Annotated in this window: 19 protein-coding genes; 12 read left to right on the top strand and 7 right to left on the bottom strand. The window is 61.9% G+C overall.

Translation table 11 applies throughout. The features are described from left to right. Positions 1–28: 28 nt before the first annotated feature. Entirely contained in the window at positions 29–532 is a 504-nt protein-coding gene (locus ABID19_RS23630) for a SixA phosphatase family protein (protein ID WP_354493339.1), read from the bottom strand. A 265-nt stretch (positions 533–797) separates the two neighbouring features. On the opposite strand from ABID19_RS23630, the gene dksA reads away from it, so the two are divergent. Beyond that, positions 798–1,214 (top strand): RNA polymerase-binding protein DksA, encoded by a 417-nt coding sequence (dksA, locus tag ABID19_RS23625; protein WP_181057150.1) that lies wholly within the window; start codon positions 798–800, stop codon positions 1,212–1,214. Positions 1,215–1,333: 119 nt separating this feature from the next. Here the strand turns inward: dksA and ABID19_RS23620 are convergent, their stop codons facing one another. Beyond that, positions 1,334–2,089: a hypothetical protein gene (locus ABID19_RS23620; RefSeq protein WP_354493338.1), complete on the bottom strand. Its 756-nt coding sequence runs from the start codon at positions 2,087–2,089 to the stop codon at positions 1,334–1,336. A 338-nt stretch (positions 2,090–2,427) separates the two neighbouring features. On the opposite strand from ABID19_RS23620, the gene cckA reads away from it, so the two are divergent. Next, the gene (gene cckA, locus ABID19_RS23615) at positions 2,428–4,998 is read left to right on the top strand and encodes a cell cycle histidine kinase CckA (RefSeq protein WP_354493337.1); all 2,571 of its coding nucleotides are present in this window, start codon (positions 2,428–2,430) and stop codon (positions 4,996–4,998) included. Positions 4,999–5,230: 232 nt separating this feature from the next. Next, positions 5,231–5,941 carry a purine-nucleoside phosphorylase gene (locus ABID19_RS23610; protein ID WP_354493336.1) on the top strand — a complete coding sequence of 237 codons (711 nt, stop codon included), beginning with the start codon at positions 5,231–5,233 and terminating at the stop codon, positions 5,939–5,941. Here the strand turns inward: ABID19_RS23610 and ABID19_RS23605 are convergent. Next, positions 5,938–6,243, bottom strand: coding sequence for a ribbon-helix-helix domain-containing protein (locus ABID19_RS23605; protein ID WP_127204129.1), 306 nt, complete (start codon positions 6,241–6,243; stop codon positions 5,938–5,940). The two genes, ABID19_RS23610 and ABID19_RS23605, sit on opposite strands and share 4 nt — an antisense overlap. Positions 6,244–6,521: 278 nt before the next feature. On the opposite strand from ABID19_RS23605, the gene ABID19_RS23600 reads away from it, so the two are divergent. From ABID19_RS23600 to ABID19_RS23590, 3 genes are all read left to right on the top strand, one after another. After that, on the top strand, positions 6,522–6,917 hold the full coding sequence (locus tag ABID19_RS23600) for a VOC family protein (RefSeq protein ID WP_354493335.1): 396 nt from the start codon (positions 6,522–6,524) through the stop codon (positions 6,915–6,917). A 79-nt stretch (positions 6,918–6,996) separates the two neighbouring features. Further along, positions 6,997–7,527 (top strand): gluconate 2-dehydrogenase subunit 3 family protein, encoded by a 531-nt coding sequence (locus tag ABID19_RS23595; protein WP_354493334.1) that lies wholly within the window; start codon positions 6,997–6,999, stop codon positions 7,525–7,527. A gap of 45 nt (positions 7,528–7,572) precedes the next feature. Then, on the top strand, positions 7,573–9,144 hold the full coding sequence (locus ABID19_RS23590) for a GMC family oxidoreductase (RefSeq protein WP_354493333.1): 1,572 nt from the start codon (positions 7,573–7,575) through the stop codon (positions 9,142–9,144). 72 nt (positions 9,145–9,216) lie between these two features. Here ABID19_RS23590 and ABID19_RS23585 read toward each other — a convergent pair whose 3' ends face one another. Both ABID19_RS23585 and ABID19_RS23580 read right to left on the bottom strand, forming a co-directional pair. Then, on the bottom strand, positions 9,217–11,130 hold the full coding sequence (locus tag ABID19_RS23585) for a PhoX family protein (RefSeq protein ID WP_354493332.1): 1,914 nt from the start codon (positions 11,128–11,130) through the stop codon (positions 9,217–9,219). A gap of 122 nt (positions 11,131–11,252) precedes the next feature. Continuing rightward, the gene (locus ABID19_RS23580) at positions 11,253–11,648 is read right to left on the bottom strand and encodes a hypothetical protein (protein WP_354493331.1); all 396 of its coding nucleotides are present in this window, start codon (positions 11,646–11,648) and stop codon (positions 11,253–11,255) included. Between the two features lie 330 nt (positions 11,649–11,978). Between ABID19_RS23580 and urtA the strand changes: the two genes are divergently transcribed. The 6 genes from urtA (at position 11,979) to ABID19_RS23550 (ending at position 18,250) form a co-directional block, all read left to right on the top strand. Further along, positions 11,979–13,259 carry an urea ABC transporter substrate-binding protein gene (urtA, locus tag ABID19_RS23575; RefSeq protein ID WP_354493495.1) on the top strand — a complete coding sequence of 427 codons (1,281 nt, stop codon included), beginning with the start codon at positions 11,979–11,981 and terminating at the stop codon, positions 13,257–13,259. 122 nt (positions 13,260–13,381) lie between these two features. After that, entirely contained in the window at positions 13,382–14,998 is a 1,617-nt protein-coding gene (gene urtB / locus ABID19_RS23570; RefSeq protein ID WP_354493330.1) for an urea ABC transporter permease subunit UrtB, read from the top strand. Next, positions 14,995–16,227 carry an urea ABC transporter permease subunit UrtC gene (urtC, locus tag ABID19_RS23565; RefSeq protein ID WP_354493329.1) on the top strand — a complete coding sequence of 411 codons (1,233 nt, stop codon included), beginning with the start codon at positions 14,995–14,997 and terminating at the stop codon, positions 16,225–16,227. Before urtB ends, urtC begins: the two co-directional genes overlap by 4 nt. Positions 16,228–16,231: 4 nt before the next feature. Beyond that, positions 16,232–16,978, top strand: coding sequence for an urea ABC transporter ATP-binding protein UrtD (gene urtD / locus ABID19_RS23560; RefSeq protein ID WP_354493328.1), 747 nt, complete (start codon positions 16,232–16,234; stop codon positions 16,976–16,978). 70 nt (positions 16,979–17,048) lie between these two features. Beyond that, entirely contained in the window at positions 17,049–17,744 is a 696-nt protein-coding gene (gene urtE / locus ABID19_RS23555; protein ID WP_292502702.1) for an urea ABC transporter ATP-binding subunit UrtE, read from the top strand. A 329-nt stretch (positions 17,745–18,073) separates the two neighbouring features. Continuing rightward, on the top strand, positions 18,074–18,250 hold the full coding sequence (locus ABID19_RS23550) for a hypothetical protein (RefSeq protein WP_354493327.1): 177 nt from the start codon (positions 18,074–18,076) through the stop codon (positions 18,248–18,250). 36 nt (positions 18,251–18,286) lie between these two features. On the opposite strand, the gene ABID19_RS23545 is transcribed toward ABID19_RS23550, so the two are convergent. Beyond that, positions 18,287–19,438 (bottom strand): GGDEF domain-containing protein, encoded by a 1,152-nt coding sequence (locus tag ABID19_RS23545; protein ID WP_354493326.1) that lies wholly within the window; start codon positions 19,436–19,438, stop codon positions 18,287–18,289. A gap of 96 nt (positions 19,439–19,534) precedes the next feature. Beyond that, positions 19,535–20,341, bottom strand: a complete 807-nt coding sequence (locus ABID19_RS23540; RefSeq protein ID WP_354493494.1) for a DUF72 domain-containing protein — start codon at positions 20,339–20,341, stop codon at positions 19,535–19,537. Positions 20,342–20,366 lie beyond the last annotated feature (25 nt).

Here is a 20,366-nt window from a genome sequence, read left to right as displayed (position 1 = left end):
AATCCACCACGCTAGGTTCGAAATGGCGTCAGAAATCGGCCGGCGTCACGAAGGCTTCGAGATAGCCGGTGCCTTGCGCGGCGTTGGCAAGACTGCCTGGAAAACGGACGGCCGCAAGGCCGGAGGTTGGGAACCCGTAGTTCAGCATTGCCCTCGCAGCCTCGTCGCCGTCGCCCGAAAGCGCGATCGCGAGATCCTCCGTCATCGGATTGTGACCGATGAGGAGCAGCGAGCCTGGCCCGCCATTGCCGCGGATGATCGAGAGATAACCGGCGGCATCCTCGCTGTAGAGCGTGTCCAGGAACAGGACCCTGCCTGTATCGGTGTGGCCGGCAACGCCCTCCAGCGTTTGCAGCGCTCGCTTTGCTGTGGAGCAAAGGGTGAGGTCCGGAATGTAGTTGTGGGCCCGCATGGCCGCACCCATAGTTTCGGCATCGGCGAGGCCGGATGCGTCGAGCGGACGATCGAAATCACGCACGCCCGGCAGGGCCCATCCGGCCTTCGCATGCCTCAACAGATAAAGCTTGCTCACCGGCCCCTCGCTTGTGCCAAATACCGAAACCCGTCAAAAAGGCGCTGCAGGATTAGCCATGAGAAAAGCTCGGTTTACAATGGCCGGCACCCTTCAAAACCAACGAAACGTAGGCGAATTCGGTCGCACCCTTCATGCGAATGATGCCGCCAATACCTTTTTGGCCGACATTAACAATTGCGTGAAACTGTCGTCGATTACGCTTGTGCAGCATTCGGTCCGCGAATATATAGGCGCCAAATTTGGGGCTGTTTGGGTGAGTCGAATGAACGACATCGTTACCGCCAATTACGTACCCTCCGAAGACGAGCCGTTCATGAACGAGCGGCAGAAATCCTACTTTCGCCTGAAGCTCGTCACCTGGAAGAACGACATACTGCGCGAAGCGCGCGAAACTCTCGAAATCCTGCAGCAGGAAAACGCCAACCACCCCGATCTCGCCGATCGGGCCTCCTCCGAAACCGATCGCGCCATCGAACTTCGCGCCCGCGATCGCCAGCGAAAACTCATTTCAAAGATCGATTCCGCGCTGCAGCGCATTGATGAAGGCACTTACGGCTATTGCGAGGAAACCGGCGAGCCCATCGCGCTGAAACGGCTCGATGCACGGCCGATCGCGACCTTGTCGATCGAGGCGCAGGAGCGCCACGAGCGTCGCGAGAAAGTCTATCGCGACGACTGAAGCAAGACGCGAAACGTCTACCACGCCTTCGTCATCCCAGGGCGGAGCAGGAGCGAAGCGACGTCGCGGAGACCCTGGGATGACGAACGGAAGGATGCTTCGGCAATATCGCTGGGCGCTTACCTTTTCTGGCTGGACAGCTCCCCGAGAAGCTTCGTCATCTCGTCGTCGAGAGACGGCGCCGCTTTTGCCGCCGGCTTGTTTTCCGGCCGGGCGGGCTGCGGGTCATCAAGCGAGACCTCGAGCTCCCTCATCAATGTATCGTCAATAGAATCCCGGGAGTCCTGCCTGGTTGGGGATTCGTGCCTAGTCGGGGTGTCCTGTCTTGCCGACGACGGCGCGTGCCGAACGGCATTGGCGTTCGCCGATTCGAAGGCGGGCAGCGGCGTGACGGTTGCCGACTGATGGCTTTGCGCTGCCGGTGCCGCCTGATGGGATCGGGCAGGCGTTGAGGCCGCGCTCACCGGCTGTGGAGGCGGTGCTTGCCTCACTGGCGCAGGAGCGGGTTGAGGCGCGCGCGGCCGCGGGGCCGGCTGATGGCCGCCGCCATCTCCGGTCAATGCAGGACGGCGCAGCGCCGACAGCCTGATGTCGCGTTCGACGACGACGTCGGTCGGGCCTCCGATCAGCAGCAGGTGCTCGATATCGTCGCGGCGCACCAGCACCAGCCGGCGGTGACTGTCGACAGCTGTGGCGTCCATGACGGCCAGCCGTGTCTTGCGATTCCTGCCGCCGGCGACGAATGTTCCAAAGGTCAGATTGCGGATCAGCTTTACGATGAGGAGAATGACGGCCAGGAGGACAAGCGCGACAAGCGTCCACAGGATTGCCGGGGCATAACCAGGACCCGCCACGCTATCCAGCCACTGCAGCATTGGTGCCCCCAATATCGGCTATCGAAGAAGACGCGACACTAGACTGTTGCGGCACGCCACCGCAAGTTGCCTTTCGCGCTTCGTGAACGGCTTGACGGCGTCAGCGTTCCGGAACTGCAAATCCAACACGCTGGATTTTTTCAGCAAGTTGCTGGCGTGATGAAGCCGAAATTTCGCTCTGCGCTGCGCCAATGTGGTGCGAATTTCGGATTCATCACACCGGGCGCCGAACGGGCGTCATTTTTAGCGGACATTTGCCGCCAAGGCCTTTTCCAGGCCCTGAGAATGTGATTCAACCGGGCAGGGGCAAGTACCGGAATTCACGAACAAGGGGGCACATGGCCAAGGAAGCGCGCGGCGATTTCTATCCGGTACCGATCGTCGACCAGAACACGCGACCGGGTGCGGTCACCCGGCTCATCGTCTTCATCGCCGTTCTGACGGGTGCCGCGATCGTCTTCGGCCTTTTCCGCGAACGTCTTGGCGATCCCTTCCTGCTTGGAATGCTTGGTGTGCTGGCGATGATCGGCGTCGGCTTCCTGTTCGCTACCGCCATCGGTTTCGTGCAGATTACGCCGCGCTCGACGAGTGACGAGCTGTCGAAAGCCTTCGTCGATTCGATGTCGCAAGGTCTTCTCGTCACCGACACCAAGGGGCGTGTCGTCTACGCCAATCGGGCTTATGCCGATATGACCGGCGCGGCGTCGGCGGCGGATCTCAAGACAGTCGAAGGGTTGCTGTCCGATGTTCCCGAGGCCTCGGTGACCATATACCGGCTGGCCTCCGGTCTGCGCGACGGCCAGCCCGGCGATGGGGAGTTTCGGCTTGCACAATCCATTCGACCCGGCGCCGAGCCGGGCGCGCGCTGGTATCGTGCCCGCGCCCGCGCCTTCAGCGTCCCGGGCCAGCGGTTGCCCTTGCTCGCCTGGCAACTCGCCGACATCTCGGAAGAACGGGCCGAGCAGGAGCGGTTCTTCCTCGATCTGCAAAAGGCCATCGATCATCTCGATCATGCGCCGGCCGGCTTCTTTTCGGCCGACCAGGAGGGCCGCGTCACCTACATCAACGCCACGCTTGCCGAGTGGCTGGGCATCGACCTGACGAGCTTCACGCCCGGTGCCGTAACGCTTCCGGAGATCGTCGCCGGCGACGGTATGGCGCTGGTCCGCTCGGTCAAGGCCGATCCCGGCACCACGCGCAACGCCGTCATCGATCTCGATCTGACGACAGTGAAGGGCGAGGCGCTGCCCGTGCGTTTCATGCATCGGGTTTCGGCCAGCCGCGAGGGCGTCAGCGGTCCGACGCGCACCATCGTTCTCAACCGGACGCAAGGCGAGGACGCTTCCGCCGATCTTCGCGCCTCCGAGGTCCGCTTCACCCGCTTCTTCAATTCGACGCCGATGGCAATAGCGGCCGTCGACAACAGCGGGCGCATCTTGCGCACCAACGCGCCCTTCCTGTCGCTGTTTTCCTCCGTCGTCGACGGGGACGCGGTCGATCGGCGCGTGCGGCTCGACACGGTGATCCATGAGCGCGACCGGCCCGCTTTTGCCGCGGCGTTCGAGAAAGCGCGACAACGGCAGGCCGACATCGAACCGATCGATACGCTTCTGCCCGGCAATGAAGAACGGCACATGCGCTTCTACGTCAACGCGGTTGCCGACGGTACCGGCGAGGGCGCCGAAGAATCGGCCATCGTCTACGCCGTCGAAACCACCGAGCAGAAGGCGCTCGAGGGCCAGATGGCGCAAAGCCAGAAGATGCAAGCGGTCGGCCAACTCGCCGGCGGCATCGCACACGACTTCAACAATGTGCTGACCGCCATCATCATGGCGTCGGATCTTTTGTTGACCAACCACCGCCCGTCTGACCCGTCCTTCCCCGACATCATGAATATCAAGCAGAACGCCAACCGGGCGGCCTCTCTGGTGCGGCAACTCCTGGCCTTCTCGCGCAAGCAGACGCTGCGGCCGGAGGTGCTCAACCTGACCGACGTGCTTGCCGATCTCCGGATGCTGCTGGCCCGCTTGGTCGGCAACGACATCAAGCTGAAGGTCGACCATGGCCGCGACCTGTGGCCCGTGAAGGTCGATATCGGGCAGTTCGAGCAGGTGGTGGTCAATCTGGCGGTCAATGCGCGCGATGCGATGCCGACCGGCGGCGACCTTACCGTGCGCACCCGGAATGTGACCACGGAGGAGAGCAAGAGCCTTTCCTACCGCGAACTGGTGCCGGCCGACTATGTCGTGGTCGAAGTCGAAGACACCGGCAGCGGCATTGCCCCCGAAGTGCTCAAGAAGATTTTCGAACCCTTCTTCACCACCAAGGAGGTCGGCAAGGGCACCGGCCTTGGCCTGTCGATGGTCTATGGCATTATCAAGCAGACGGGCGGCTTCATCTTCTGCGATTCCGAAGTCGGCAAAGGATCGGTGTTCCGCATCTTTCTGCCGCGCTACATTGCAGAGGCGAGAACGGCGGGCGAACCCGGTGAGGCGCCGGCTGCACCGGCAAAGATCGCCGATGTCGCCAAGGATTTGTCGGGCTCGGCAACGGTGCTGCTCGTCGAGGACGAGGATGCCGTGCGCATGGGCGGCATGCGAGCGCTGACGTCGCGCGGCTACACTGTCCACGAAGCGTCGTCGGGCGTCGAGGCGCTGGAAGTGTTCGAGGCGCTCGGCGGCAAGGTCGACATTGTCGTTTCCGACGTGGTGATGCCTGAAATGGACGGGCCAACGCTGCTCGGCGAATTGCGCAAGCGGCAGCCTGACATTAAATTCGTCTTCGTTTCAGGTTACGCGGAGGACGCGTTCGCCAAAAACCTGCCGGCAGACGCGCATTTCGGCTTCCTGCCGAAGCCGTTTTCGCTCAAGCAATTGGCCACGATCGTCAAGGATGTGCTCGAATCCTAGACCAACAAGTGCTTAGCGCTCTTGGCGAAATAATCCAAGGCGCACGGCCTGAATGTGATCCAGCGCACAGACGCCAGAACCATGCCGTTTACACTTGGCGGCGCCGGAGAGCGAACCGTCCGTTCATAACCAGTGAGGTCCGGCCACTGGGGTTTCGCAATCGTGGCTTGCGTATCGACGCCAGCCTGCCATGATTGCGACGACAACGCGGCGGGGATTTGGGGTAGATGCCGTGACGCCGCACAACGAGGCAAGCAGGGGCGATTATGCCGAAACGGTGCTGTTGCCGGGTGACCCGCAGCGCGCCGAATGGATGGCCGAGACTTTTCTCGAGGCGCCGCGCTGCGTTAACCGCCGCAGGGGCGCCCTCGGTTTCACCGGTCTTTTCCAAGGCATGCCGGTCAGCATCCAGTCGACGGGGATCGGTGTCTCGTCATTTCTCATCTACGCGCATGAATTACTGGACTTCCATCGCGTCAGGACGCTGATCCGCACCGGTACCTGTGGGGCCTTGACCGCCAAGGTCGGGCTGCGCAGCCTGGTGATCTCGCAATCGGTTCATGGTGAAAGTGCGGGGAGTGGCCAGGTCTATGGGCTCTACGACGCCGCTGCTGGCCCCGATCCGGTGCTGCTTGCCCGCGCTGTGGCCAGGGCTGGCGAACTCGGCATCGAACATCATGCCGGGCTGACCGCCTGCAGTGACATATTCTATCATCCGGAGGGGTGTGCCCGCTTTGCCGGGGTGCAGGCTGAAGGCGCGCTCGCCGTGGATATGGAGACCAGCGCGCTTTATCGCATCGCTGCGCATTTCGGCGCCCGGGCCCTGTCGATCCTGACTGTCGTCGACAACGTGGTGACCGGCGAGCAAACCGACTATTCCGAACGCCAGGCGCTTTTCACCGATATGACCCGGCTGGCGCTCGATGTTGCAGCTGAAAACTAAGCCGCCTGCCGCTTGGGCGCCGTGTGTTCTTCGATGCCTGGCCGATGGCCTTTCAGATAGAGAGCACAGGTCGTGCGCAACATCGAGGCGAAGTTCGGAATCTGGCCGTTGATTTCGATAGCCTCGTCATAGAGCTTCGAGATGAATTTCGGCGTCGTCAGGCCCTGGCTGTCGGCGATCTCGTCGAGCAATGCCCAGAACGTCGCCTCAAGCTGGATGCTCGTCGAGTGCCCATCGATACGGATCGATCGGTTGATCTGTCGATAGCCCTCCGGATCCTGCCCGGCAAAAACCCTGCACATCTTTACCTCCCGTTCTATTCGTTTGGCCGTTCTTATTGGTCTTGGCCATTCTTGTTGATTTTGGGCGCAATCAGCAGCGATTCGCGCCTTTGAGCAATGCCTGTCGTAGCCGATTATCTTCAGCCGGAAAGCGGAAAACAGCAATCGGACTTTCGTCCTTAAACGGTCTTTCATCCCGCCGTTAGCGTAGCGCGTGGTAATCGGCTGCCACCACCTTTGCAGTAACCCGCGCATAATCACCCCGACGCGCATAAGGCGCCGCTGCGACGGAGTGTCATTTGGCGAAGACGATTCACACCATGATCCGGGTTCTGGACGAGGCCCGGTCCGTCGACTTCTATCGGAAAGCCTTTGGGCTTGATGTCGCCGAACGGCTCGATTTCGAAACCTTCACGCTCGTCTATTTGAGCAATGCCGAGGCGGAGTTCGAAGTCGAGCTCACCGTCAATAAGGGCCGACAGGAGCCCTATTCGCTCGGCGACGGCTACGGCCATATCGCGGTTTCGGTCGTCGATCTGGACGGCGAACACGACCGGCTTGGCGCGCTTGATCTGAACCCGAAGAAGATCGTCGAGTTCAATCGCGACGGAGCGCTGCTCGCGCGCTTCTTCTTCATCGAGGATCCCGACGGCTACAAGATCGAGGTCCTGCAGCGTCAGGGCCGGTTCAAATAGGAGACATCAGGTCGCGCCGGCCAGCGCGGTGCCAGCCACGGCACCTTTACGGTGCAAATAGCAAGCAAGGGAGGAAGAAATGGTCACGATTTACGAAAGCAAGCCCGGGCTGTCGCGCCGCGAACTTCTGAAACGCGGCGGTGTCGGCGCGTTGCTGGTCATTTCGGGCAGCGCCGTCATCAGCCCGCAACATGCCTGGGGTCTCGAAACCTCGGCGCTCAAGCCTGAAACCATGGCGACCCTGATCCAGATGGCGCGCGACATCTACCCGCACGACCAAGTGCCTGACAAATATTACGCAATCGCCGTCAAGGCTCATGACGGGCAGGCCGGTAAAGACCCAGCCCACAAGGATCTCATCGAAAAGGGCATCGCCGATCTCGACTTGAAGTCGGGCAAGGACGGTTACACCGGCCTCGGCTGGGAGGAGCAGCGCGTCGCGGTGCTGAAGGAGATCGAGGACACGCCGTTCTTCCAGGCGGTCCGCGGCGGACTTGTCGTTGGACTCTACAACCAGAAGGAGGTCTGGCCGATCTTCGGCTACGAGGGCGAGTCCTACTCCAAGGGCGGCTACATGGCGCGCGGTTTCGACGACATCGAGTGGCTCTGAGCCCGTCGTCCCGACCGCATACAACAGACATCATGGGAGGATACCATGGCAGCACCATTTGATCTCAAGAACGATGGCGTGGTCGTCATCATCGGCTCGGGCGCCGGCGGCGGCACGCTTGGCAACGAACTCGCCCAGAAGGGCATCGATGTCGTCATCCTGGAGGCGGGCGCCCGCCACGAATACGAGGATTTCATCAACGATGAGTGGGATTCGTTCGCCCAACTCGCCTGGACGGACAAGCGCACGACCTCGGGCGACTGGCGGGTGGCGAAGGATTTCCCCAACCTGCCGGCGTGGATCGTCAAGTCTGTCGGCGGTTCGACGACGCACTGGGCAGGCGCCTCGCTGCGCCTCCAGGAGCACGAATTCAAAACGCTTTCGACCTACGGAAAGCTGGAAGGCGCCAACCTGCTCGACTGGCCGATCACGCTGACCGACCTGGAGCCCTACTACGCGAAGGCTGAAGACAAGCTCGGTGTGACGCTCACCAACAACATCCCAGGCCTTCCCGGCAACAACAACTTCAAGGTGATGAAGGCCGGCGCCGACAAGCTCGGCTACAAGGAGTGCCACACCGGTCGGATGGCGATCAATTCCGAGCCGCGCGACGACCGCAATGCCTGTCAGCAGACCGGCTTCTGCTTCCAGGGCTGCAAATGGGGCGCCAAATGGTCGACGCTGTATACCGAAATCCCAAAGGGCGAGGCGACCGGCCATCTCGAGGTCAGGCCAAATGCCATGGCGATCAAGATCAACCACGATGCGTCAGGCAAGGTGACCGGCGTCGTCTATGCCGACAAGGACGGCAAGCTTCAGGAACAGAAGGCCCGCATCGTCGCCGTCGCCGGAAACTCGATCGAGAGCCCGCGGCTGCTGCTCAACTCGGCATCGAGCCAGTTTCCCGACGGCCTTGCCAATTCGTCGGGACAGGTCGGCAAGAACTACATGCGCCACACCACGGGCTCGGTCTACGGCATCTTCGACAAGCCGGTGTATATGTATCGCGGCACCACCATGGCCGGGATCATCCGCGACGAGGCACGCAACGATCCTTCGCGCGGCTTTGTCGGCGGCTATGAGCTGGAGACGCTGTCGCTCGGCCTGCCATTCATGGCCGCCTTCCTCAATCCCGGCGGGTGGGGACGTTCCTTCACCACGGCGCTCGATCACTACGACCATATGGCAGGCATGTGGATCGTTGGCGAAGACATGCCGCGCGAGGAAAACCGCATCACCCTGCATGCCGATATCAAGGACGAGCACGGCATGCCGGTGGCGGATGTCCATTTCGACGACCACGCCAACGACACGGCGATGCGCAACCACGCTTACAAGCAGGGCTCGGCCCTTTACGCGGCGGTGGGCGCGACGCGGACCTTCCCGACGCCGCCCTATCCTTCGACTCACAATCTCGGCACCAACCGGATGAGCGAAAAGGCGGCCGACGGCGTCGTGAACAAGCATGGCCAGGCGCACGACATCAAGAACCTGTTCGTGTCGGACGGCAGCCAGTTCACCACCGGCGGTGCCGAAAATCCGACATTGACGATCGTGTCGCTGGCGATCCGTCAGGCCGATTATATCGCCGAACAGATGTCGGCGAAGAGCATCTAGCCGTAGCCCTCCCGGCTGCTTGCTGGCGCGGAGCCTCGCAAGGTTCCGCGCCTCTTTTTGTCGGCGCCAGAGCTACGCGCCGACCGGCTTGCCATCCTTGCGGCGGATGGCGACCACGGCGGGCCGCGGCGGTTGGCCGTCCTTGAAGTCGGGCCACAGCGTCGCGGCCTTGTCGAGTGTCTCGGCGTCCTCGGCCGGGTGCTGGACCGATAGGAACAGCGTCGTGCCATCCGGCGTGAAGCAGGGGCCACTAGCCTCGGCGCCCTGCGGGCAGGTGAAAAGCAGCTTTGGCAGGCCGCGTGCCGGACCTTCGGTGTCTATGCCGTAGACGCCATCCGGCAGGTCGAAGTCGTTGGCGCCATCGGTTCCGACCCAGAGCCGCCCGGCCGGATCGAAGGTGATGTTGTCGGGGCAGACGAACCAGCCATCCTCCGACGTGTCCGCATGGAAGGTCGCGCCGACTGCCGCGTCCTTGGGATTGCCACAGAGCACGAACAGGTCCCATTCGTATTTTTCGGCGGTATGGTCGGCCTCGGCGCCACGGCCGCCGGGCGGGATCAACTCGACGATATGGCCCCAGAGGTTTTCGGGCCGCGTGTTGGCCGGATTGACCTTCGACTGGTCGCGTTTCTTGTTCTTGGTCATCACCGCATAGACGCGGCCGGTCACCGGGCTGGTCTCGATGTCCTCTGGCCGGTCCATCGGCGTGGCACCCAGTGCATCGGCAGCCAGCCGTGTCTTCAGCAGCACCTCGGCCTGATCGGCAAAGCCGTTTTCGGTGGTGAGCTTGCCCTGGCCGTGAACCAGCGGCAGCCAGGTCATGGTGCCGTCGGCATCGAAACGCGCCACCGACAGCACGCCGTCATCGAGAAGGTCCTTGCCGGAGGCCGGGTTCGCCGGATCGTAGGCCTTGTTCGAGACGAAGCGGTACATGTATTCGAAATAGTCGTCGTCGCCCATGTAGACGGCAACGCGGCCATCCTTGTTGACGACGACAGTGGAGGCTTCGTGCGACATGCGGCCGAGTGCAGTGCGCTTCACCGGCTTCGAAGTCGGATCATAGGGATCGATCTCGACCACCCAATCGAAACGGTTCGCCTCGTTCGGCTCCTTGTCGAGGTTGAACCGGTCATGGAAACGGGCGCGGCCATAGAAGTCGGAGCCGTCGAAAGCGTAGCGATCGAGGATGTCGGCAATGGGTGCCTTTTTCGGATCGCCACCGAAAATGTCGGAAACGCCTTCCTCGCAGGTGAGCACCGTGCCCCATGGGGTGACGCCTCCGCCGCAATTGTAGCTGGTGCCGAGAACCTTGGTGCCGGTTGCATCCGCCGAGGTTTTCATCAGCGCATGGCCGGCGGCGGGACCGGATACGGTCATTTCGGTGTTGGCCGTGATGCGGCGGTTGAGCGGGCTGTCCTCGACGGTCGCCCACTTGCCATCTTTCAGGACAATCTCGACGACCGAATGGCCCATCGCGGCCATGCCGAGGTCGACCTGTTCCCTGGTCATCGTCTTGCCGGCATCGTCCTCGGTCATGCCGGGAAACATCACATTGGGAGAGATGTACTCGTTGTTGACGCAGAGCAGGCCGTGGTCGGAATTGACCGAGCCTTTCGGCAGCGGCATGAAGGCGATGTAGTCGCAATTGTAGCCGAAGCGCTTCTCCTGCTCGTCGGCGGCGACCTTGTTGCCATCGAAATCCGGCAGGCCGGTTGCGAGCGCGTCGCCCCAGCGTGCCACGATCGTGGTCTCGTACCCTTCGGCGGCGGCATGGGTCTTGTCGTAGACGCGCTTCAGCTCGGGAAAGCCCAGCGTCGAGAGCGCAGCAGCGGCATGTGTTTCGCCGGCAAACAGTGAGCCGACGAAGCTGCCGCCGGCAATCAGCGCGCCGGATGCAAGGCCGCCTTTCAGCAGACCGCGGCGTGAGACGCGGTCGGCGATGACGTCGCGAATGACAGGGGAGGGTGATGACGGGGAGTTGGCCATGATGTCTGCCTCTCTGGGTGGATGGTGACGGCGCAGCGCTGCCTATGCTGCTTCGGCAACATCCGGATGACATGAGAGGAAAAATACTTCTTGGTAAGAGGTCGGCGGCCCTGAGCCGTCGCTCAACGTTTTGTGCAGGTTGAGGCGGTGAAGGCGCCGTCAGGTTGCTTCATGATGATGTCGAAGGACGGGCTGGTTTGACCGTCCAGAGTGGCTTGCGTGAGCGAGATCGAGTTGCCGCCGGTCGTGTAGCCGCCCAACGGGCCCAGCCAGGTGATCTCGCCATTTGCATTCATCTGATAATTGTAGCCCTGCCGGGCGGCTCCGAAGGTCACCGGGCCGCTATAGACATTTCCCTTGATGGTGATCTCGCCGAGACTGAGGAACATGCCCAGCAGATAGACTTCGCAGTGATAGGCCCCGTCGGGCAGTTTGCCGTCGGTGAAGTCGGCGCGTGCGCTGCCGGTGGCCGCAACCAGAAGCATGGTGATGAAAATACGAGAGATCCTGGAGGGCATGACGTCGCTCTTTTGAAGATCGAATTTGCCCTATTTTCCCGCAAAGCTGCAACGGGTCATCGCTCGTAATATAGGATTGCTCAAAATTTACGCACTAATTGGCACTTGGGCAAAAATTAGGCGGTGGTTTGCGGTTTTTTCTCAAGCGGAACACGGATGACAGCGCCCACATCTGGCCGCTAATATACTAACCAGCTGATAGACCTAGGAAATCTCAGCGCGTTCAATTTTGCTCCCGCGGTTGGCACAGCCGTTGCATGGTCTGTTGCGATGCGATCAACCAGCTTGGGAGTGTGGAATATGAGGGGCAGTTTCTCGACAATAACAAGAATGGTTTCGGCAGGCGTGGTCACGGCCGGCCTGCTGACGAGCGTCCCGGCCAAGGCGGCCGACGATACCATCAAGGTGGGCATTCTCCATTCGCTGTCGGGGACCATGGCGATTTCGGAGACGACGTTGAAGGACGCCATGCTGATGCTCATCGAAGAGCAGAATGCAAAGGGCGGTCTGCTCGGCAAGAAACTCGAAGCGGTCGTCGTCGACCCGGCTTCCAACTGGCCGCTGTTCGCCGAAAAGGCACGCGAGCTGATTTCCAAGGACAAGGTCGCGGCGGTGTTCGGCTGCTGGACTTCCGTGTCGCGCAAGTCGGTGCTGCCGGTGTTCAGCGAGCTCGACAACATCCTGTTCTACCCCGTCCAGTATGAGGGCGAGGAGAGCGAGCGCAACGTGTTCTACACCGGAGCGGCGCCGAACCAGCAGGCCATTCCCGCGGTCGACTATCTGATGAGCGAGGACGGCGGCTCGGTGAAACGCTGGGTGCTTGAAGGCACCGACTACGTCTATCCGCGCACCACCAACAAGATTCTCGAGGCCTATCTGAAGGCCAAGGGCGTCGCCGCCGAAGACATCATGGTCAACTACACGCCGTTCGGCTTCTCCGATTGGCAGACCGAGGTGTCGGCGATCAAGAAGTTCGGCTCGGCCGGCAAGAAAACCGCCGTCGTCTCGACCGTCAACGGCGATGCCAACGTGCCGTTCTACAAGGAGCTCGGTAATCAGGGCATCAAGGCCGAGGACATCCCGGTCATGGCCTTCTCGGTCGGCGAGGAAGAGCTTGCCGGTCTCGACACCGCGCCGCTGGTCGGCCATCTCGCTGCCTGGAATTACTTCCAGAGCATCGACACGCCCGAGAATGCGAAGTTCATCGCCGACTGGCACAAGTTCATCAAGAACGACAAGCGCACCACCAACGACCCGATGGAAGCCCACTATGTCGGCTTCAACATGTGGGTGAAGGCGGTCGAGAAGGCCGGCACCACAGATCCTGACAAGGTCATCGATGCCGTGATCGGCGTCTCAGTGCCGAACCTGACCGGCGGCTATTCGACCATGATGCCGAACCATCACATCACCAAGCCGGTGCTGATCGGCGAAATCCAGGCCGACGGCCAATTCGAGACCGTCTCGCAGACGCCCGGCCTGGTGATGGGTGACGAGTGGTCCGACTTCTTGCCCGATTCGAAGGACCTGATCTCCGATTGGCGTGCGCCATTGTCCTGTGGCAACTTCAATGTCGCCACCGGCAAGTGCGGCGGCAAGGGAACCAACTGATCCTCCCGGGTCTGACGGTCGTGGATTTCTCCACGACCTAGACCGCGATGCGTCCGGGCGAGCTCCTCTCCTCCAGCCCGCCCGGACGCCAAATTCAACCCTTCGAGAGTCGCCAGAAACCGATGATCTTCATCCGCGCGATTGGGCTGACGCTGCTGCTCCTCCTGGGGATGCTGTTGCCGTCGAACGCTGCCGAAGCGGATCTGCGCGCCATCATCGCCAAATTTGCCTCCGCCTCGAATTTTTCGGCGATCGAAGCCGTCGTGGACGAGCTCGCGGCCACCGGCGATACTGCCGTCGAACGCCCGCTTGGCGCGCTTGCGGAGGGCAATCTCTACGTCCGCAAGGCCGATTCCCTGGTTTTCATCGGCAAGGAAGGTGGCGGTAGCGTTGAGTTGCTCGATCCGCTGAGCGGTGAAAAATCCGGCGATGCGGCCAAGGGCGAGATCACCAAGATCAAGGTCAACAACACGCTGCGCCGCGCCGTCCGCGATGCTCTGGGCACACTGACGCTCGGCGCGAAGGACCCGGCTGCGCGCATCGCTGCCGCCGACACAATGTTCAAGACGCCCGATGCCACAAACATCGAGCCCCTCGATGCCGCGATCGCCAGCGAAACCGTGGCAAGCGTCAAAGCGTTGCTCGAACAGGCCCGCGCCGCATCCGTTCTGGTATCGGACAGGCCGGAGGCCGACAAACTGGCGGCCATCGCCCTGATCGGCGCGCGCGGCGACCGCAACGCGGTGTCCCTGCTCACCTCCGTCGAGGCCAATTCCGAGGGCACGGTCAAGGACGCGGCGACGGCGGCGATCGGTAACATAAATTCGACGCTGGCGCTGTGGGATGCTGGCCAGAACATCTGGTACGGCATTTCGCTGGGGTCGGTGCTGCTGCTCGCGGCGATCGGCCTCGCCATCACCTTCGGCGTCATGGGCGTCATCAACATGGCGCATGGCGAGATGGTCATGCTCGGCGCCTACACCACCTTTGTCGTGCAGGAAGTGATCCGCAATTCCTTTCCCGGCCTGTTCGACTGGTCGCTGGCCATCGCACTGCCGCTCGCCTTCCTCGTCGCGGCGCTCGTCGGCCTTGCCATCGAGCGCGGCGTCATCCGTTTCCTATACGGCCGCCCGCTGGAGACGCTTCTGGCGACATGGGGCGTCTCGCTGATCCTGCAGCAGGCGGTGCGCACCATCTTTGGACCGACGAACCAGGAGGTCGGCAATCCCTCCTGGATGTCCGGATCGTTCGATGTCGGCCAGCTTGCAATCACCTGGAACCGGCTCTGGATACTGGTATTCGCGCTCGGCGTGTTCGCGGTGCTGCTCTATGTGATGAAGCGCACGCCCTGGGGCCTGCAGATGCGCGCCGTCACCGCCAACCGCCGCATGGCCGCGTCGATGGGCATCAGGACGCCATGGGTCGACGCACTGACCTTCGCATTGGGCTCCGGCATCGCCGGCATCGCCGGCGTCGCGCTCAGCCAGATCGACAATGTCTCGCCCAATCTCGGCCGCGGCTACATCATCGACAGCTTCATGGTCGTCGTCTTCGGCGGCGTCGGCAATCTCTGGGGCACGCTGGTCGGCGCCTTCTCGCTCGGCATCGTCAACAAGTTCCTCGAACCTTATGCCGGGGCAGTCCTCGGCAAGATCGTCGTCCTGGTCCTCATCATCCTATTCATCCAGAAACGCCCGCGCGGCTTGTTCGCGCTGAAGGGCAGGTCGGTGGAAGCATGATCACGGGACGCTTCTTCGCCGCCGGCGCCGACCGCCGCATCGCCATCACCATCTTCATCCTGCTGGCGGTCGCCATCATCGTGCCGCTGCTCAATCTTGCGGTCTCGCCGACGAGTGCGTTCTACGTGCCGTCCTATATCGTCGCGCTCACCGGCAAATATCTGTGTTACGCGCTGCTAGCCTTGGCGCTCGATCTCGTCTGGGGCTATTGCGGCATCCTTTCGCTCGGCCACGGTGCCTTCTTCGCGCTCGGCGGTTATGCGATGGGCATGTATCTGATGCGCCAGATCGGCTCGCGCGGCGTCTACGGCAATCCTGTGCTGCCCGATTTCATGGTTTTCCTGAACTACAAGGAATTGCCATGGTTCTGGTACGGTTTCGACCATTTCTGGTTTGCCGCGATCATGGTGCTAGCGGTGCCCGGCCTGCTCGCCTTCGTGTTCGGCTGGTTCGCCTTCCGCAGCCGCGTCACCGGCGTTTATCTTTCGATCATCACCCAGGCGATGACCTATGCGCTGCTGCTGGCGTTTTTCCGCAACGACATGGGTTTCGGCGGCAACAACGGCCTGACCGATTTCAAGGATATTCTGGGCTTCAACGTGCAGGCCGATGCGACACGCTCGGCGTTGTTCGCGGCCAGCGCCGTCACGCTCGCGCTCGCCGTCTACGTCACCTGGGCCATCGTCGGTTCCAAATACGGCAAGCTGCTGATGGCGGTGCGTGACGCCGAGAGCCGCACGCGCTTTCTCGGCTGGCGGGCGGAGAACGTCAAACTGTTCGCCTTCACCGTTTCGGCCGTCATGGCCGGTATCGCCGGAGCGCTCTACGTGCCGCAGGTCGGCATCATCAATCCGGGCGAGTTTGAACCGTCGAATTCGATTGAGGTCGTGGTGTGGGCAGCCGTTGGCGGACGCGGTACCATCGTCGGGCCGATCATTGGTGCGCTTGTGGTCAATGCCGGAAAATCCTGGTTCACCGGCGTGCTGCCCGAGTTCTGGCTGTTTGCGCTGGGCGGGCTGTTTGTCGCCGTCACGCTGTTCCTGCCCAAGGGCATTATCGGCATGTGGGATTCCTGGCGTGGCAATGCCAAGGCGCTCCGCGCGGCCTCGATCGCCGAGGAAGCCGGCACCGATCCTGACGTCCCGGCGCCACCGAAGGTCGTTCGCGGTGCGGCGAGAGCGCCCGGCGATTGGTCCGCTTCCGGCCCTGAACCGCAGCCGGCGGAGTAGAGCGATGTCGAAGTCGAACACGATCCTCTATCTCGACGGCGTCTCGGTTTCCTTCGACGGCTTTCGCGCCATCAACAATTTGTCGCTGGTGCTCGACAAGGGCGAGATGCGCGCGATCATCGGTCCCAACGGCGCCGGCAAGACCACGATGATGGACATCGTCACCGGCAAGACGCGGCCCGACCAGGGCGAGGTTTACTTCGACGGTCAGGTCGACCTGACGAAACATGACGAGGCCGAGATCGCCATGATGGGCATCGGCAGGAAATTCCAGAAGCCGACCGTCTTCGAAAGCCACACGATCGAAGAGAATCTGATGCTGGCGCTGAAAGGCCCGCGCTCGATTTTCCCAGCGCTGTTCCATCGCCGCTCGGCGGCGGAAGTGCGGCAAATCGAAGAGATCCTCGGCGTCATCCGGCTCGGCGACAAGCGCGACGAAATCGCCGCCAATCTCAGCCATGGCCAGAAGCAATGGCTCGAGATCGGCATGCTCTTGGCACAGGATCCAAAACTACTGCTGGTCGATGAACCGGTCGCCGGCATGACCGACGCCGAGACCGAGGAAACTGCGCGGCTGCTCAAGGATATTGCGCGCGATCATTCGGTCATCGTCGTCGAGCACGACATGCATTTCGTGCGCGAGCTCGGCGTCAAGGTCACCTGCCTGCACGAAGGCTCGGTCCTTTCCGAAGGCTCGCTCGATTTCGTTTCGGCCGACGAGCGTGTCGTCGAAGTCTACCTGGGGAGATGAATATGGTCTGGCGCGTTCCGTTCCATCATTTCGACCTTTCGTTCTTCAGGCGTTGGAGAAGGCGCTGACCATGCTCGAAGTCTCCAACGCCACGCTCCACTATGGCGCCGCCCAGGCGCTGCGCGGCGTCTCGCTCAAGGCCGGCGCGGGCAAGATCACCTGCGTGCTCGGCCGCAATGGCGTTGGCAAAACCAGTTTGATGAGATCGATCGTCGGCCACCACCGGCTGACGAGCGGAAGTGTTGCCTTCGAGGGGAAGGCGCTCGACCGGAGCGCGGCGTATGATCGCGCCCGGTCGGGCATCGCATTCGTGCCACAGGGCAGGGAGATCTTCCCGCTGCTCACCGTGCGGGAAAACCTCGAATCGGGCTTTGCGCCGTTAAAGCGCGCCGATCGCAACATTCCCGGCCACATCTTCGAATTGTTTCCGGTGCTGAAGCAGATGCTGGCGCGCCGCGGCGGTGACCTCTCCGGCGGCCAGCAGCAGCAGCTCGCCATCGGCAGGGCATTGGTGATGCGGCCGAAGCTCTTGGTGCTCGACGAGCCGACTGAAGGCATCCAGCCGTCGATCATCAAAGACATCGGCCGCGCCATCCGCTATCTGCGCGACCAGGCAGGCATCGCCGTGCTTTTGGTCGAACAATATCTGGATTTCTGCCGGGAACTGGCGGATGAGGTCAACATCATGGACCGCGGCCAGATCGTCCACACCGGCCCGGCCGAGGATCTCGACCGGGCGGACGTCAGGAAGTTCCTGACCGTCTAGTCGCAAACCTCCAGGATTAGCCGAAACATCTCTCCCGTCGCCATCTTAGGGCGAAGCAAGGAGCGAAGCGGCGTGGCGCAGACCCAGGGATGACGAAATCACAAAGGCCTACGAGATTTTCTTCAATCCCACCGTTTGCAACTCTGGCGCGCTGAAGATTGCATGCTAGGCTTTACTTGGCCTTGTTGAGTCGGCCGCTTTCCGTATCAGTCTCGTTGACAGATCAAGGTGAGGCGCGGGCTCAGCCGGCATGTTCCATGCGAGCAGCCCCATTCCTGCGATCTGATCGTTGTTCAATACATTGGGGCATTTGGCGCCAGGGACAGCCGATGGAACGTTATGTCGAGGACTACCAGAAACGACGGCTCATCGAGCGCGTCGACATCATGACCGCCATCAATATTCTGAAATCGCAAGGATACGATCACGACGAGCTGATTGCGGAGATCACCAAGGTCTTCTACGTCGATCTCGATGCCTACAACGAAATCGTCATGGCAGCATAAGAGCTGGCGGAGGGGGCGGCTGCCCGCCGCAAGCGGCTAGCTCGCTCGTAGCAATGTCGAGGCCGCGACGCGGTTGCGGCCGCTGCGCTTGGCCGTATACAGCGCCTTGTCGGCGGCGCTGAGCACTTTGTCGAAGCTCATCCCGTCCTTGCTGCCGAAAGCGTATCCGGCGCTGACCGTACATGTCAGCGGACGGGTTTCGGTCACGATGACGCGCGCGGCGAAGGCGCTGCGTATACGCTCGGCGGTGAATTCCACCGTTTCGGGCAGCGTCCGCTTCAGAACCAGCGCGAATTCCTCACCGCCCATGCGCGCGGCGACATCGGTCGGGCGAAGGGCCTCGGTGAGTTCCTCGGCGAACACTTTCAGCACCTGATCGCCGGTAGCGTGGCCGAATTCATCATTGATGGCCTTGAAGCCGTCGAGGTCGAATACGACGACCGCCGTGAAGGCTCCGATCGGGGCGTCGCCATTGAGATCGAACAGGGCGCGGCGATTGAGAAGGCCGGTCAGCGGATCGGTCAGCGCATCCAGACGGTGATGCCGAGCCAGACGGCCCTGGTTGAGCGCCAGCGAAAGCGCGCCAATGCCGGTCAGGCCGGCAATGACGATGACGAGGCTCAGATCCTCGGCCCAGTTGCTGGGCGCATGTCCGAGGACAAGCTTCCCATCCCATGCCAGAGCCATGGCACACAGCAGGAAGGAAATGCCGGTGGTCGAGTAGAGCACGGCGAGGCCGACGATCGGGACGGGGGCCTCGGCGCGCCCGATCCAGTACTGATAGGCCGTTGCAAACAGCAGCAGGGCGGCAAGGGAATTTTCGAAAATGAAGCCGAGGCCGTCATAGCCGAGCGCCATCGGCGGTAGCGCCAGGGCAAGTGTGATGCAGCTGCCGAGAACCGTCAGCGGGATCGGCGATCGGCCCGACCTGAACTGGTAGGCGGCGCCCAGCATGGTCGAGAACCCCACCAGGAGCAGCGTGAACGTCGCGATGCCGAGAATGCGTCCGGGCGTCTCGATATAATCTTCGTAGATAAAAACGTCGCCGACGATCAACAGCGCACTGATCGACCATGTCAGCAGGAACTTTTCGGTTCGCGCAGTCAGCCAGATGCCGAACAACGTCAGGCTCAGGCAGGCGGCGGAAAAACCGACGGCCAGCAGAAGTGAGTGGTAGTCGAGCGACATGCCCTAACCCGCGGCTGCCCTAGCTCCGCGGATTCATGCAGCAAGGAGGTATCGATAAGGTTACGATGGTGATGAAGATGTCACAATTCCAGGCCGTTAGCCTGTAACACGCTTCATCAGCGCCATGGCGCCGAACGGCGCGCGGACCTTGCCCTCGGTGATAAAGTAGACGAACACATCACGCGGTTTGACCGGTGCATCGGTTGCCGCATCGGCGCGCGGCAGATCGGCCGGCGCCTGGCCTTTCGCCCAGACCTTCGCCCGCGCCGCCCACTCGTCGAGCCCCTTGGGCGTATAGCAGTCGGGATTGTCGTCGCTGCCGGTCTGCAGCCGGGCATAGATGAAATCCCCGGTGACGTCGGCAATACCAGGATATTTGGCGTGGTCGGCATAGACGATCGCGACCTTGTATTTGCGTGCCAGCGCGGCGAATTCCGGCACGACAAAACTGTCGTTGCGCACCTCGATCGCGTGGCGCAGCGCAACGCCGTCCTGTTTTTCCGGCAACAGTTTGAGGAAGGCTTCGAAATCGTCCGGATCGAACTTTTTCGTCGGCGCGAACTGCCACAGGATCGGCCCGAGCTTATCGCCGAGTGCGGCGACACCCGATCCCAGAAAGCGCATCATCGACTCGCCGGCCTCGCCGAGCACGCGGCGGTTGGTGACGAAGCGGTTGCCTTTCAGCGAATAGACGAAGCCGTCCGGCGCCTCGTTAGCCCATTTGACGAAGGTCGGCTCCTTGAAACTCGAATAATAGGTGCCGTTGACCTCGATGCTCGGCACCTGCCGGCTGGCATAGTTCAGTTGCTTGGCCTTGGGGAGCTTGTCCGGATAGAAGGACGTATCCCATGGCTCGAAGGTCCAGCCGCCCATGCCGGCGCGGATTGTTCCATGGCTGCTCATTGTCGTCCTCCCTAAAAAGCGATCA

Origin of the sequence: Mesorhizobium robiniae (assembly GCF_040545535.1) — a bacterium.
Taxonomy (GTDB): Bacteria; Pseudomonadota; Alphaproteobacteria; order Rhizobiales; family Rhizobiaceae; genus Mesorhizobium; species Mesorhizobium robiniae.
Note: the sequence above shows the minus strand (reverse complement) of the source record. Positions and strands in the feature narration are given on the sequence as shown.